The sequence below is a fragment of the Streptomyces sp. NPDC006512 genome (assembly GCF_040611935.1).
Lineage (GTDB): Bacteria > Actinomycetota > Actinomycetes > Streptomycetales > Streptomycetaceae > Streptomyces.
In genome coordinates this window covers 125,077-139,612 of the sequence record NZ_JBEXPG010000015.1, presented here as the reverse complement: position 1 = coordinate 139,612, position 14,536 = coordinate 125,077, and the positions used below count along the sequence as shown (strand labels likewise).

Here is a 14,536-nt window from a genome sequence, read left to right as displayed (position 1 = left end):
TACGCGGGCTTCCGCCCGGCGCACCGAGAGCACGCACCAGACGCCGCAGGGCCGCCCTCCGGGCGACGACGGGAGTTTGACGACAGGCCCTAGCCGTCCAGGTGGCCGGTGTCGTTCCAGCGCTCCAGCGCGGGGGCCCCGTACGCCCAGCCCAGGACGGACAGGGAGGTCGGGTCCAGCCGGATGCGGGCGCCGAAGGAGGCCTCGAAGCCGAGCCAGCGGGCGGCGAGGGTGCGCAGGATGTGGCCGTGGGCGAAGACCAGGACGTCGCGCTCCGCCGAGCGGGCCCAGGTGACGACCTCGTCCGCGCGGGCCGCGATGTCGGCCACGGACTCGCCTCCGGGGACCCCGTCGCGCCAGATCAGCCAGCCCGGCCGGACCGCCTGGATCTCGGCGGGGGTCATGCCCTCGTAGTCGCCGTAGTCCCACTCCATCAGGGTGTCCCAGGGCTCCGCCTGGAGCCCGAAGCCGGCCAGGTCGCAGCTCTCGCTCGCGCGGACCAGCGGGCTGGTGCGGACCTCCACGCCGCGCAGTCCCGCCCAGGGCTCCCGGGCGAGACGCTCGCCGAGTTGCTTCGCGCCCTGCCTGCCCTCCTCCAGCAGCGGCACGTCGGTGCGCCCGGTGTGCTTGCCGAGTCGCGACCAAGCCGTCTGGCCGTGGCGGGCAAGCAGGATGCGGGGGGCCATGTGAGTTTCTCCCGGTCCGTGGGGGTTCGCTCCGGTTCGGGCGAATCCTTCGTCCGTACATCATCCATCACATGAACAGCGGGCAACTCCTCCCGTCCCAGCAGCGTCATACACCGTATGACCAATCGACGGCGGCCCACGCGATGGTGGGCGGAACTGCTGCTCCTGGCACTCGTCTACGGCGCCTACTCGGGCGGCAGGCTCCTGGCCCGGGGCGACGTCGGTCTCGCCGTCGATCACGGACTCGCGATCCTGCGCGCCGAGGAACTGCTGGGGATCGACTTCGAAAGACCCCTCAACCACCTCTTCTCCCGGTCCGGGATCCTCGGCATACCCGCCGACTTCGTGTACGCCTCCCTGCACTACCTGGTCACCCCGGCGGTGCTGGTCTGGCTCTACCACCGCCGGCCCGGCCACTACGCCGCCGCCCGGACCTGGCTGGTGGCGTCCACGCTGCTCGGGCTCGTCGGCTTCGCCCTGATGCCCACCTGCCCGCCCCGGCTGCTCGACGCCTCGTACGGGTTCACGGACACGATGGCCCAGTTCAGCGCGTACGGCTGGTGGGGCGGGGAGGCCAGCGCCCCGCGCGGGCTCGGCTCCTTCACCAACCAGTACGCGGCGATGCCGAGCCTGCACGTCGGGTGGGCGCTGTGGTGCGGGGTCCTGCTGTGGCGGCACGCGCGCACCCCGCTGGTGCGGGTGCTGGGCGCCGCCTACCCGCTGCTCACGACGCTCGTCGTGATGGGCACCGCCAACCACTACTTCCTGGACGCCGCGGCGGGGGCGGCCGTGATGGGCGCCGGAGCGCTCGTCGCCCGGTGGCTGCTCGCGCGCCGGGCGGCGCCGCAGGCCGTCGTCCGGCCCGCCGCCGAGACCGCCACCGAGACCGCCACTGGGCCCGCCGACGAGCCGGTCACCGAGCCGGTCATCGCGGGACGAGCGGTCGGATTCCGCGGTAAGTCCCCGATTGTCGGTGGCGGATGGGACACTTCCGCCCGTGAGCTCCTACCCGCCCAGCGGCCGCCCGCCGACGACACCGCAGAAGACGACACTGCGGCAGCGGCTCGCTGACCTGCGCGGCCCCGCCGTGCCGCCCCGCCCGCTCGACGCCCGGGCGCTCGCCGCCCTCGCCGCCAACCCCGGCTGCGGCAGACGGGCCCTGCTCGACGGCGCGGGCGTGGACAAGACGGCCCTCGCGGCGGCCCTCGGCTCACCCGCCTCCTTCGGCCAGTCGCAGTTCGCCATCGTCCGCGGGAACTCCTTCGAGGCCAAGGTCAAGGGCGACGGCGGGGCCGAACTGCTGCGGCTGGTCCACGACCGCCTCGGCGGGAGCGCCGAACCGCCCGGCCCGGACGCCCTCGTCCCCGACCTCACCGCCGCCGGACCCGAGGGCCGCGCCGCCCGTACCGCGCTCGCGCTGCGCGAGGCCACCGCCGCGGGGGCGTGGACGCTGCTCGACCATCCGATGCTGGCCCTGGAGGTGGCGGGCACCCCCGCCTACCTGGAGCCGGACGCCGTCGTGGTGCACCCCGACGGCCGCTGGACCGTGGTGGAGATCAAGTCGTTCCCGATGATCGACGGGTCGGCCGACGCCGCGAAGGTGGGGGCGGCCGCCCGGCAGGCCGCCGTGTACGTCCTGGCCCTGGAGCAGACCGCCGCCAAGCTGGCCGGGGCCGAGGTCGGACACCGGATCGTGCTCGTCTGCCCGAAGGACTTCTCCAACCAGCCCACCGCCGCCCTGGTCGACGTCCGCCGGGAGCACTCCGTGACCCGGCGCCAGCTGGAGCGGCTGACCCGCGTCGAGGACCTCGCCGCGGACCTCCCCGAGGGGCTCTGCTTCGATCCGGCCCGGACCGCCGAGGAGCTCGACCGGGCCGTCTCCGCCGTCACCGCCGCCTACGCCCCCGAGTGCCTGGCCGCCTGCGAGCTGGCCTTCCACTGCCGCGAGCGGTCCCGCGCGGCGGGCGACCCGGGCGCGCTGGGCCGTTCCGTACGGGGCGAACTGGGCGGGCTGACCACCGTCGGGGCGGCCCTCGCTGCGGCCTCCGGGGCGGGCCCCGCCGACGATCCCGCCGCGGCCGCGCTGCACCACGCGGCCCGGCTGCGCGCCGAGGCACTGGAGCAGGCCGCCGCCCGTCCCCCGCACCACGCCCCGGAGACACCCGAATGCCCCTGCTGAGCACCCTGGCCCGGCTGGAGGCGGTCCGCGCGGGCCGCGCCCAGCCCCTCGCGACCGTCCGGCACCGCCACCTCGGCGAGCGCCCGATGGTCTTCGTGCCGCTGACCACCGCGGGTGAGGCCGGCGCCCCGCTCGGCGCGATGCTGGGCACCGACCGGCACGACCCGCGGATCTTCGTGATACCCCAGCCGCGCGACCGGGACCTGCGCTGGGCGTTCCTGGCCGACCTGGCCGTCCACGTGCTGGCCCACATCGACGCGTACGCGGACACCGTCGAACCCGCCGAGCGCACCGAGACCGACCCGGAGAGCGGCAAGCGGGTCAAGGTCGAGACCGAGCTGTGCGTGGACGCGCCCCAGCTGATCGTGCCCAGCCGGGCGGGCATCGAGTACGTGCGCCTGCTCGGCCGCTCCATGCGGTTCCGCCGCACCGCCGAGGAGGACCCGGAGAACCCGTACCCGGCGCCCTCGCAGGTACCGATGCTCGGCCGCTGGTTCACGCACCTCGCCGAACGCTCCCGGGTGCCCGGCTCCTCGATGCTGCTGTCGGCGACGGACCTGCTGTCCCGGCACTGGGCCACCGGCCAGAGCAACCTGGAGGACCAGCACCTCGGCGCCCTGCTCGGCTGGATCGACCCGCCGGCCGGCGAGACGGGCGCGGAGTGGGCGCTGCGCGCGGAACTCGCCCGGGACGGCGACGGCCGGCTGCTCGTCCCCCCGGCGGGCCCCGCCACCGACCCGGCGTTCGACAACACGCTGCTGGCCCCCGCGATCTCGCGCTACGACGCGGCCCGCGGCGGGGACGGGCCGCGCGACGCGGCGGCCGTGCGCAGGGCCGAGGAGGCCGTCCGCGCCCTGGTCGTCTCCCAGATGGAGAACGCCTGGCGGCAGACGTGGGACGCCCTCGACCTCGTCCGGGCCCTGCCGCCGGGCGAGCGGACCGGGGAACGCTGGACCCGCGACCGCTGGTCCTACACCGGGCACCGGGACCGCGTCCGCGCGGGCGAACCCCCGCAGCCGCGCCGCGACGACGCGGTGACGGCCGCCCAGAAGCTCGCCACGCGGGAGACCGAACAGGTCCGCCTCGACGCCCAGGAGGCGCTGGACGACCCGCTCGTCATGGCGGGCCGGCGGCTGTCCGGCGAGGCCTTCGCCGGTGAGGTCACCGAGGTGGTGATGGAGTGGACTGACTCGAAGCGGCCCAGTCCGCGCCCGCTGGTGACGGTGGCGACGGAGGACCTGCCCCAGCTCGCGGACGAGGGCGGCGGGAAGGTGTACCGCTCGCTGGACGGGCGCCCGCAGACGGCCCTGTTCGTCCGCCGGGACGAGGACGGGCGGATCGTGCTGCGCCTGCTGGACAAGATGGGCCGCGGCCGGGACCCGGAGCCGGGTTCGGTGCCGGAGAAGGGCGACCGGCTGTGCTGGACGCTGTTCGAGCACGACGCGCGCGGCGGCCCGAAGCTGCCCGACCCCGAGAACACGCCGTGGACGCACGGGGGCCCGCCCGGGTCCGCGCCCGCCGCCCCCGCCGGAATGTTGCCCGACGCCGTGACCGACGAGGACATCCTTTGACCGCCTTCGACCCGGGCGCGGCCGCCGCCCAGGCGACCGCCGCCATCCTGCACGACACCCTGCACGGCACCGAGCGGGGCGTGGTGGTGGATTCCCCGCCCGGGGCCGGCAAGTCCACGCTGGTGGTGCGCGCCGCGCGGGAGCTGGCCGCCGCCGGGCGCCGGCTGATGGTGGTCGCGCAGACCAACGCCCAGGTCGACGACCTGGTGCTGCGGCTGCACGACAAGGACCCGGAGCTGAAGGTGGGCCGGCTGCACAGCAGCGACGGCGACGCCTACGACCCGGCGCTGCGCGAGCTGCCGTCGGTCACCCTGTCCTCGAAGCCGGGCGACCTGGCGGAGCTGCCCATCACCTTGTCCACGGCGGCGAAGTGGGCGTACGTCAAGGACACCGAGCCGTGGGAACACGCCATCGTGGACGAGGCGTACCAGATGCGCTCGGACGCGCTGCTGGCCGTGGCGGGGCTGTTCGACCGGGCGCTGTTCGTGGGCGACCCGGGCCAGCTGGACCCGTTCAGCGTGGTCGGCGCCGAGCAGTGGGCGGGCCTGTCGTACGACCCTTCGGCGTCGGCGGTGTCCACGCTGCTGGCGCACAACCCGGGGCTGCCGCAGCACCGGCTGCCGGTGTCCTGGCGGCTCCCGGCGACGGCCGCGCCGCTGGTCTCGCGCGCCTTCTACCCGTACAGCCGGTTCCGCAGCGGCACGGACCACGGCGACCGGCGGCTCTCGTACGGGGTCGCGGGCGACGGCTCGGGCCCGGACCGCGTGCTGGACGAGGCCGCCGAGTCGGGCTGGGGGCTGCTGGAGCTGCCCGCGCGGCACACCCCGCGCACCGACCCGGAGGCGGTCCGGGCGGTGGCGCTGGTGGTCCGCCGGGCCCTGGACCGGGGCGCGGTCACCACCGACGAGCAGTCCCCGGACCCGTCCCCGCTCACCGCGGACCGGATCGCGGTGGGCACCGCGCACCGCGACCAGGCGGCGGCCGTCCGTACGGCCCTGGCCGCGCTGGGCGTGTCCGGCGTGACGGTGGACACCGCGAACCGGCTCCAGGGCCGCGAGTACGACCTCACGGTGGTGCTGCACCCCCTGTCGGGCCGCCCCGACGCGACGGCGTTCCACCTGGAGACGGGCCGCCTGTGCGTCTTGGCCTCACGGCACCGGCACGCCTGCGTGGTCGTGGCCCGGGCGGGCATAGCGGACCTCCTGGACGCGCACCCGTCGACGGAACCCGTCCAGCTCGGAGTGACGGTCAAGTTCCCGGACGGCTGGGAGGCGAACCACTCGGTCCTGGCCCACCTCGCCGAACACCGCATCCCCTGGCGGCCCTGACACCGGACGGAGTCCGGCACACCGCCGAAGGCGGCGGCCAACACAGCCCCGGACGGCTGGGAGGCGAACCACTCGGTCCTGGCCCACCTCGCCGAACACCGCATCCCCTGGCGCCCCTGAGGGCCGCCAGGGGACCCGCATTGACATATCGCGCGCCCCGCGCTTTCCCCGTGTGGCGGTCGGCCCGCAGACTGGCGGCCGATCGACACGCCGCGGCCGCCCTCGGCCGCACCACGGCACCACCGCACCACCCACGGGGAGTTCGCCCACCATGACCCGCCTGCACGTCATCTCCGCCGCCACCCGCCCCACCTCCAGCGGCCGCCCGCTCGCCGCCTGGGTCGCCGACCGGGCCCGCGAGCACGGCGGCTTCGAGGTCACCCCGGTGGACCTCGGCGAGATCGCGCTGCCGTTCCTGGACGAGCCGGAGTACGCCTCCAGCGGCATCTACACCCACCAGCACACCCGCGACTGGAGCGCCCTCGTCTCCTCCGCGGACGCGTTCCTCTTCGTCCTGCCGATGTACAACGGCGGGTTCACCGCCCCGTTCAAGAACGCCGTCGACTTCCTCTACAGCGAGTGGCAGGGCAAGCCGGTCGGCCTGGTCAGCTACAGCGCGGGCCCCACGGGCGGCGCCCCGGCGGCCGAGATGCTGCTGCCCGTCCTCACCCGCCTCGGCATGCTGCCGGCCGGCCGCTCGGCGGCGGTCCCGGGCATCAACGCCCTGGTCGGGGACGAGGGCTTCGAGGCCCCGGCCGGTCTCGCGGCCGAGCTGACCGGCGTACTGGACGACGTCGCCGCGCTCGCCAAGGAGCCCGTCACCGTGTGACCCCGGGCACTCTTGCGCGACGCTGGACAATGGAGGGTGGCCCGGAAGCATTTCGCACGCGCAGCAGGAGGACACGCATGGCAGAGCCCGAGCGGACCGAGCGGAGGCTGCGGCCCGCGCCGCTGCTCTTCGAGCCCTCGGAGGCCGCCACGGACCCGGAGCACTTCTTCGACCTGGAATCCATCGAGGACCCCCGTGAGCTCCTGACCCGCGCCACCGAGCTGACGCTGGCCTTCCGGGCGGCGCACGACCGGGCGGTGGAGTTCCAGGCCCTGGCCGCGGCCCAGCTGGCGGACCCCCGGCGCTTCGACCGGATCCCGCCCGAGGCGATCGCCGAGGTCGCGGAATGGACCGAGGACTACGCGCGCAAGATGATCGAGTTCGGCGAGGACCTCCAGCGGGGCTCCTCCCCGGACGCCCCCTGAGGAATCCCCGGCCCGCCGGGCGGAGCGGATCCGTACCCGCCCGGCGGAGCCGTCTGGCATATGCGCGGCGCAACATACCCCAGCACGGGCCGCGCCGTCCCGACTTTCGGTAACTCCGGGGAATGGTCACACTACGCCCGGTAGACCTTTGCCATGACGACGCTGACGAAGGCCACCGGCTGCCCCTCCCTCGACGGCACGGACGGACGCACCGCGTCCGCGACCCACGTCACACCCCAGGGCGCCGCCTGGCTGGCCTCCGCGTCCGCGCACCCGGAGCACACCCTCTCCGCCTGGCAGGCCCGGCCCGCCACGCCTGCCGTGCTGCCCTGCGGGACCGCGTTCGACGTCGTCAACGTCCCCGTCGTGCTGGGCCGCCGCATGCTCGACCTGCTGTGGGAGCGCGGCCCCGGCTCCGGCCCGGCCGCCGTGCACCGGGGCCGGATGCTGCTCTTCGCCACGCCCGGGACGGCCCAGCGGCTGCCGGCCCTGCTCGCCTGGGAGGAGTGGAGCCCGGCCGCCCCCGCGCCGCTCTGCCACGGCCACGGCGACGCCGTGACGGTGCCCCCGCTCGCCGCCGCGCCCGGCCCCTCCCGGTGGCTCGTGGCCCCCGACACGCGGCTGCCCTGGCTGCCCGGGCCGGACGCTCTGCTGTGGGCGTTCCTGCACGCCACCCGTGGTGCGGGAGCGATTTTTCCTTCGGCCGATCCGGATGCTAATGTCTACGACGTCAGCAGGCGCCGCTAGCTCAGTTGGTTAGAGCAGCTGACTCTTAATCAGCGGGTCCGGGGTTCGAGTCCCTGGCGGCGCACAGACGGAAGAAGGCCCCCCACGTGAGTGGGGGGCCTTCTTCGTGTTCCCGTTCCCGCTCCGGCCTACGTGGTGATCTTCACGGTGTAGGCGCCCGACTGGGTCCGGTCCGCGACCTCGATCGTGACCCCCTCCCCGGGCACGGTGAAGGCCTCGCCGACCTCCAGCGGCGCGTCCGCCAGCGGCGGGTACACCGAGCGGTCCCAGCAGGCCTCGGTGCGGGGGTGCGCGTCGAGGACCTCGATGGGGCCGCCGCCCGAGGCCGCCTCGTTGCGGACCCGGTAGACCAGTACCCCCTCGGTGCAGGTCTCCCCGTCGTTGCCGACGGAGCCCCGCGCCTCGACGGCGATCGCGCTGCCGGGTCCGGTACGGACGACGGCGAGCCGGGTCCCGCCCGTGCCGCCGGGCGGCGGGGCCTGGGCGAGCGGCTGGAGGGTGTGCATCGAGGAGCCGGACGTCACGCAGTCCACCTGCGAGCCGTCCAGCCAGCCCAGCTTCCACTTGTGCCAGGCGAACAGGTCGGGGGCCATGCCGAACTGGCTGCCCATGACGTCCCAGTCACCGACGTACGTGTCCCAGTCGCCCTTGCCGTCCGACGGCCGGTGGTAGAGGTCGGGCAGGTCGAAGACGTGCCCGGTCTCGTGGGCGAGGACGTTGCGGTCGGGCGGGTGCCGCTCGAAGACGGTGACGATCCGCCGCAGTTCCGTACCGTCGGCGGTCAGCGGCCGGTCGAAGTTGACGACCTTGGTGGCGTCCGAGTCCACCCCGGGCGCCTCCGGGTCGGCGACGAAGTACACGACGTCGTACGCGCTGAAGTCCACCTCCGGGTCGGCGACGGCGACCGCGTCCCGCAGGTAGGCCGCCCGGTCCTCGGGGGCCCAGTCACGCCGTATCCCGTACTCGGTGGACGGCTTGGGCATGCTGATCCACTGCCGCTGGGGGTGGGGGACCAGCCGGAAGCGCCCGTAGGAGGCCCGCTCGAAGAAGTCGCTGGTCGCCGGGAAGTAGTCGGCGGTCAGGGCCTCCGGGGTGAGGCCGGCGCGGTGGTCGGGGAAGGAGAGGAAGACCATGACCGCGTTGAGCGTGCGCTCGGGCTTGGGGTAGGCGCGGTTCCAGGTGTCCAGGCCGAGCGAGTGGTGCGCCGCCGTTCGCGTCAGGGCGCAGGGGCCCGCCCCGGAATCCGCCTTGGCGGGACCCGCGACGAGCGACATGGCGGCGAGCGCCGCCATGGAGGTGAAGACCGCAGCCGTACTTCGGGCGCGGGAGCGGTCCACTCCCCCGGGTGTCTGCTGTCGCGGCACATCGACCTCCGGTGGTGGATTCGTACCCTCTCGTCCACCTTGAGGCGATTGTCTTACTAATGCCTTGTTCCGGTGCCCCACACGAGTGAGCGCTACGGCAAGCCGGTGACCCCCGGAGTTCACGGACTCGAATACGGAACGTCACGACCGATCACCTGGGATCAGGTGCGGTCCTCGGTGCTCACAGGCGTGCAGAAACGATCGACCGGCGGGAGGCGGGAGGACGGCCGACGAAGCGTCAGCACGGCGTCATCACGACGAAGGACCGCGCCCCACACGGCGACGCCGCTGGATAGGGCCTCCCGGCAGCCTCTATGATCGGCACACTTTCCTGCACGGACACTCACGAGCACTGCGGGAGCGAACGGTGAGCGGAACCTCAGAGGGGACCGGTTCGGCGGCCGACAGCATCCGATCGGCCGTTACGGAGCGTCACGCAGCAGTTCCGGCGGTGCCGGGCATGTCGGCCGCGCCGCCCAGGTTCGCGGCAGAACCACTCGACTACCGGGCCGCCTTCGACGCGGCCCACCTCGCGATGGCCGTCGTCGGCCGCGACGGCGACGTCATCGCGGCCAACCAGGCCTTCGCCGGGCTGCTCGGCGCCGAGCCGCGCGCACTCGCCGGACAGTCCGCCGCCGACCTGGTGGACCTGGCGGCCGAGGCCCGCACCTGGCAGGCCTACCAGGAGGTGCTGCGCGGCCGGCAGGCCCGGCTGCGCTGCACGCGCCGTCTCAAGCACCCCGACGGGCACTCGCTCTGGACCGAGGTGACCCTGGGGCCCGTACCCGGCACCAAGGACGTCCTGCTGTCGGTCGCCGACATCAGCGACCGCCGCGACCTCCAGGCCCGCCTGCGCCACCTCCAGATGCACGACCCGGTGACGCGCCTGCCCAACCGGGCCCTGTTCTTCGAGCGGCTCTCCGCCGCCCTGGAGGCCTCCGCGTACGGGCAGGGGGGAACGGGCCGCATCGGCCTCTGCTACCTCGACCTCGACGGCTTCAAGGCCGTCAACGACACCCTCGGCCACCGGGTCGGGGACCGGCTGCTGACCGCCGTCGCGGCCCGGCTGACCCAGTGCGCCGACCAGTGCGGCTACGGCCGCACCGGCGGGCACCTGGTGGCCCGGCTCGGCGGCGACGAGTTCGCGCTGCTCGTCGAGGACTCCACCGGCACGGAGCAGCTCGCGGACCTGGCGCGGAGCGTACTGGCCGCCGTACAGGAGCCCTTCGACCTGGCCGGGCAGCGCCTCTCGGTGTCGGCGTCGATCGGCGTCGTCGAACGCGACACCACCGGAACGACGGCGACCGGACTGATGCAGGCCGCCGACACGACGCTGTACTGGGCGAAGGCGGACGGCAAGGCCCGCTGGACCCTCTTCGACCCCGAACGCAACGCGCACCGCATGACCAGGCAGGCCCTCTCCTCGACGCTCCGGCCGGCCGTGGAGCGGGGCGAGTTCGAGCTGGAGTACCAGCCGCTGGTCGATCTGGAGAGCGGCACCGTGCGCGGGGTGGAGGCCCTGGTCCGCTGGAACCACCCGCAGTTCGGCACGCTGACGCCGAATCGGTTCATCGGGATCGCCGAGGAGGACGGCTCCATCGTCCAGCTGGGCAGCTGGGTCCTGCGCACCGCCTGCCGGCAGGCCCGGCGCTGGCAGATCGAACAGCCCAGCGACGCGCCGGTGTTCGTGTCGGTGAACGTGGCCGTGCGGCAGGTGTGGGACTCCGACCTGGTCGGGGACGTCGCCGAGATCCTCGCCGAGACGGGCCTGGCCCCGCAGCTGCTCCAGCTGGAGCTGACGGAGTCGGCGGTCATGGGCTCGGCGGGCCGCCCCCTCCAGGCCCTCCAGGCGCTGAGCGACATGGGCGTCCGGATCGCCATCGACGACTTCGGCACCGGCTACTCGAACCTGGCCTACCTCAGCCGGCTGCCCGTGTCGGTGCTGAAGCTGGACGGCTCCTTCGTGAAGGGCTTCCGCTACGAGGAGGGCGCACACCCCAACCCGGCCGACGAGACCATCGTGGAGGCCCTGGTCCAACTCGCCCACCGGCTGGGCCTGACGGTCACCGCGGAGTGCGTGGAGACGGCGGGCCAGGCGGCCCGGCTGCGCCGCGTGGGCTGCGACACCGGCCAGGGCTGGCTGTACTCGCGGGCGGTGGCTCCGGACGTGATCGCCCGCATGATCGGCCGCCAGGCCGCCGCCGCCCCGCACCCCGCGGTCTGAGGGGGTACGGGGCGGCGGGGCCGTACGGTCAGAGGCTCCGCACGAACGCGCCGAACGCCTCCGGCGCCACCGTGAACGCGGGGCCGCCGGGCCGCTTGGAGTCCCGGACGGCGACGAGACAGGGGCGGGTGGCTACCTCTACGCAATCGCCGCCGCTGGATCCGCTGTACGAGGCCTTACGCCAAGCGGCTCCGCCGAGGGGGGCGCACTCGACGCACTCGCCGCCGCTGGATCCGCTGTAGGACGACTTACGCCACAGCGCCCCCGCCTGCTGGTTGCTTCCCATAGCGTTCCTCCATTACGCGGGCGATCAGCTCTGCCGACGCCCGGGGAGAGAGGGCCTCGGCCTGAAGGCGAGCGTAGCCGACCGAACGCTCCTTGATCACTTGCGGGTTGGCAGTCATGTGACCGCAGTCGTAGCTCTCGCTGTAGTGGATGTCCGGGTCGCCTTCGAAGCGGAGCATGGTGAACGAGCCCATCATCCCCGCGTGCTGACCCGCCCCGAAGGGCAGCACCTGAATCTCCAGCCACTGTTGGTCCCGGAGGCTCAACAGGTGGGCGAGCTGCTCACGCATGACCTCACGGCCTCCGATCTCGCGGAGCAGGGCGGCCTCGTCCAGCACCACCCACAGCACCGGCGGGTTGTCGCGGGTCAGGATGCGCTGCCGGTCCATGCGTGCCGCAACGGACGTATCGAGCGTCTCGGTCTTGTCGATGCTCAGCACCGCCCGGGCATAGGCCTCCGTCTGGAGGAGCCCGTACACCAACTGGCACTGGAACGTGGAGATGAACGCCGCCCGGGCCTCCATCTCCGCGTACGCCTGGAACCACGTCGGCAAGACGCTCCGCAGGACCAGTCCCACCAGCCGGGAGAAGTGCCCGTCGGTGCCCAGTGCCGCGTCCAGCCGTTCCGAGAAGTCCCGGGTCGGGACCCGTTTCGTGGTTTCCACCTGGCCGATCAGGGAGCCGGTGCAGTAGATGATGTCGCCCAGCTGCGCCTGTGCCAGCCCCGCCGCTTCTCTCAGGCGGCGGAGTTCGTAGCCGTAGTAGTCCAGCGGCGAGGCGCTGGGATCGAGGTCGCGGACCTGGACCAAGGGACGGTCACCCCCGTGGAGATGCGGGTCGGATGCATGCCGTGGCCGAGCGTAACGATCCCGACACGCTCCGGTGTCCCGAATCCCGTAACCATGTGACACACCTCCGCCCCGCACCCCGGAGTCCGGGGTGCGGGGCGGAGGGTCGCTCGGCGCGGGGTGGGGGGAGATCAGCAGGCGCCGAGGTCCTTCCAGACACCCCATTCACCGGTGGTGCCGGGCGCCTCGTTCTGCGTCCACCACTGGGCCTTGTACTTGCGGCCGTTGTGGGAGACCTCCGTGCCACCGGTGTAGACGGTGCCGGCGACGTAGGCCGGGACGGAACCGCAGCCGGTGGGCGGCGTCGTCGGGGGCGTGGTCGGCGGGGTGGTGGGAGGCGTGGTCGGCGGGGTGGTCGGCGGCTGGGTGGTGCCGCCAAGGGCGTCCGAGATCTGGTTCAGCAGCGTGGTGTTGTTGTCCAGACCGAGGAGGGAGTACATCATCGCGCCGGCCAGGCCGCGCTGCTTGCCGTAGTCGACCCGGGCCTGGATGGACTTCTGGTTCAGGCCGGTGAAGAACTCGCCGTCCTTGTAGAAGTACGAGGCCTTGGCCTGGTCGTCCCAGAAGGTGGTCGCCGGGTTGTCGACGAGGCCGCCGAGCTCCTTGTAGTTGGCGATGCCGGCCTGCTGGCTGGTGGGACGGGCACCGGAGGCGCCGGTCGCGCTCTGGGCGAGGCCGTTGTTCGCCCCGGCGGGGACGCCCTTCCAGCCGCGGTAGTAGAACTCGTAGCCCAGGGTCAGCTTGTTGGCGGGGAAGCCGCCGGTGATGCCGTAGGCCGGGTTGCCGTCGATCCAGGAGTCGATGGCGTTGTCGATGCTGTACTTCTGGGTGCCCGGGGCGATCGGGTCGGTCGGGTCACCGGCCGGGGAGTACAGCGGGGACTGGTGGTACGTCGGGCCGTCGCTGTCCCAGGCGCCGTGCATGTCGTACGTCATGATGTTCGCGTAGTCGAGGTACGCGCCGATCTTGTCCGTCTCGATGTGCTTGATCTTGTCCTGGCCGGCCGGGAGGGCCGAGGTCAGCAGGTACTTCTTGCCGCCGTTGGCCTGGCCGTAGGCGTCGAGCTGCTCGCGGAACTCCTTGAGCAGGAGCGTGAAGTTCTGCTTGTCCTCGGGGGCGTAGTGGTTGCCGAGGTGGCCGCCGGACGAGCCCGGGTACTCCCAGTCGATGTCGATTCCGTCGAAGATGCCGGCCGCGACGCCCTGGCCGCCGTAGCCGCCCTCGACGGGCAGGTTGCCCTTGATGTACTGGTCGATGCAGGAGGAGACCAGCTTCTTGCGGGAGGCGTCGGTCTTCGCCGCGTCGCTGAAGTACTTCGAGTACGTCCAGCCGCCCAGCGAGATGTTGATCTTCAGGTGGGGGTACTTGGCCTTCAGCTGCTTGAACTGGTTGAAGACGCCCACGATCGGCTGGTCCCACTTGTCGGCGACGCCGCTGACGCTGTCGGCCGCGCTGAAGGACTTCTGGTAGTCGGCGTACGAGTCGCCCGCGCCGTCACCGGCGTTGGGGTTGTTGTCGTCCCCCGCCGCCTTGTTCGCCTCGAAACAGGTGAGGTTGGTGGGGTGGATGTTGCCGAACGAGTAATTGATGACGTCCAGCTTCCCCGCTATGCCCCGGGTGTCGAGGTGCTTGGGGTAGAAGGCGTTCCCGTACACGCTCCACTGGTCGTAGTAGGCGATCCGGACGCCGCCGCTGCTCACGCTGGTGGAGGTGTCCGCGGCCTGCGCGGTGCCGAGTCCCGCGAAGGAGGCCAGCGCTCCGGCTGCCAGCGCGGCCGTAGCGGCGGCCGCGATGAGGGGTTTACGGATGTGCATGAACTGCCTCCGGGGGGTGGGAGGGGAGGACATCAGCTTCAGGTGAGAGAAGTGATAGCGATCACCGCACGCCCCAGTCAATGGTTTGGACCAAAGAAGGACTAGACCACTGAGCGGCCAAATGTGCTCGTCAGAGACCTGAGCGGACATCAGAAACCGCCCGCCACCCCGGGTGACGAGCGGTTTAAGACTCCCTTAGGCCATGCTCCGGCAAGGTTTCGGCAACAAACCAGCCG

13 protein-coding genes and 1 tRNA gene are annotated in these 14,536 nt (G+C 72.8%); 9 read left to right on the top strand and 5 right to left on the bottom strand.

Annotated features, from left to right (window positions below):
- Positions 1-89: 89 nt before the first annotated feature.
- Entirely contained in the window at positions 90-686 is a 597-nt protein-coding gene (locus tag ABZZ17_RS13875) for a histidine phosphatase family protein (protein ID WP_356875447.1), read from the bottom strand.
- A 117-nt stretch (positions 687-803) separates the two neighbouring features.
- On the opposite strand from ABZZ17_RS13875, the gene ABZZ17_RS13870 reads away from it, so the two are divergent.
- The 8 genes from ABZZ17_RS13870 to ABZZ17_RS13835 all read left to right on the top strand — a co-directional run bounded on the left by ABZZ17_RS13870 (position 804) and on the right by ABZZ17_RS13835 (position 7,829).
- Complete coding sequence (locus ABZZ17_RS13870) at positions 804-1,757, top strand: phosphatase PAP2 family protein (RefSeq protein WP_356875445.1); 954 nt, start codon at positions 804-806, stop codon at positions 1,755-1,757.
- The gene (locus tag ABZZ17_RS13865) at positions 1,684-2,865 is read left to right on the top strand and encodes a hypothetical protein (protein ID WP_356875443.1); all 1,182 of its coding nucleotides are present in this window, start codon (positions 1,684-1,686) and stop codon (positions 2,863-2,865) included. Before ABZZ17_RS13870 ends, ABZZ17_RS13865 begins: the two co-directional genes overlap by 74 nt.
- Positions 2,853-4,436: a hypothetical protein gene (locus ABZZ17_RS13860; RefSeq protein WP_356875441.1), complete on the top strand. Its 1,584-nt coding sequence runs from the start codon at positions 2,853-2,855 to the stop codon at positions 4,434-4,436. Before ABZZ17_RS13865 ends, ABZZ17_RS13860 begins: the two co-directional genes overlap by 13 nt.
- Complete coding sequence (locus ABZZ17_RS13855; protein WP_356875439.1) at positions 4,433-5,764, top strand: AAA domain-containing protein; 1,332 nt, start codon at positions 4,433-4,435, stop codon at positions 5,762-5,764. Before ABZZ17_RS13860 ends, ABZZ17_RS13855 begins: the two co-directional genes overlap by 4 nt.
- A gap of 271 nt (positions 5,765-6,035) precedes the next feature.
- Positions 6,036-6,593: an NAD(P)H-dependent oxidoreductase gene (locus ABZZ17_RS13850; protein ID WP_356875436.1), complete on the top strand. Its 558-nt coding sequence runs from the start codon at positions 6,036-6,038 to the stop codon at positions 6,591-6,593.
- 77 nt (positions 6,594-6,670) lie between these two features.
- Positions 6,671-7,018, top strand: coding sequence for a hypothetical protein (locus tag ABZZ17_RS13845; RefSeq protein ID WP_356875434.1), 348 nt, complete (start codon positions 6,671-6,673; stop codon positions 7,016-7,018).
- A gap of 153 nt (positions 7,019-7,171) precedes the next feature.
- Positions 7,172-7,765: a bifunctional DNA primase/polymerase gene (locus ABZZ17_RS13840; protein ID WP_356875432.1), complete on the top strand. Its 594-nt coding sequence runs from the start codon at positions 7,172-7,174 to the stop codon at positions 7,763-7,765.
- Positions 7,756-7,829, top strand: a tRNA-Lys gene (locus ABZZ17_RS13835). Before ABZZ17_RS13840 ends, ABZZ17_RS13835 begins: the two co-directional genes overlap by 10 nt.
- Before the next feature lie 64 nt (positions 7,830-7,893).
- On the opposite strand, the gene ABZZ17_RS13830 is transcribed toward ABZZ17_RS13835, so the two are convergent.
- Positions 7,894-9,129 (bottom strand): M6 family metalloprotease domain-containing protein, encoded by a 1,236-nt coding sequence (locus tag ABZZ17_RS13830; RefSeq protein WP_356875430.1) that lies wholly within the window; start codon positions 9,127-9,129, stop codon positions 7,894-7,896.
- Between the two features lie 460 nt (positions 9,130-9,589).
- Between ABZZ17_RS13830 and ABZZ17_RS13825 the strand changes: the two genes are divergently transcribed.
- The gene (locus ABZZ17_RS13825; protein WP_356875428.1) at positions 9,590-11,353 is read left to right on the top strand and encodes an EAL domain-containing protein; all 1,764 of its coding nucleotides are present in this window, start codon (positions 9,590-9,592) and stop codon (positions 11,351-11,353) included.
- Positions 11,354-11,381: 28 nt separating this feature from the next.
- Here the strand turns inward: ABZZ17_RS13825 and ABZZ17_RS13820 are convergent, their stop codons facing one another.
- The 3 genes from ABZZ17_RS13820 to ABZZ17_RS13810 all read right to left on the bottom strand — a co-directional run bounded on the left by ABZZ17_RS13820 (position 11,382) and on the right by ABZZ17_RS13810 (position 14,300).
- The gene (locus ABZZ17_RS13820; RefSeq protein ID WP_356875426.1) at positions 11,382-11,639 is read right to left on the bottom strand and encodes a DUF397 domain-containing protein; all 258 of its coding nucleotides are present in this window, start codon (positions 11,637-11,639) and stop codon (positions 11,382-11,384) included.
- Positions 11,602-12,447 (bottom strand): helix-turn-helix transcriptional regulator, encoded by an 846-nt coding sequence (locus ABZZ17_RS13815; protein ID WP_356875424.1) that lies wholly within the window; start codon positions 12,445-12,447, stop codon positions 11,602-11,604. The genes ABZZ17_RS13820 and ABZZ17_RS13815 overlap by 38 nt, the downstream gene beginning before the upstream one ends.
- A 170-nt stretch (positions 12,448-12,617) precedes the next feature.
- Positions 12,618-14,300: a glycosyl hydrolase family 18 protein gene (locus ABZZ17_RS13810; protein WP_356875422.1), complete on the bottom strand. Its 1,683-nt coding sequence runs from the start codon at positions 14,298-14,300 to the stop codon at positions 12,618-12,620.
- Positions 14,301-14,536 lie beyond the last annotated feature (236 nt).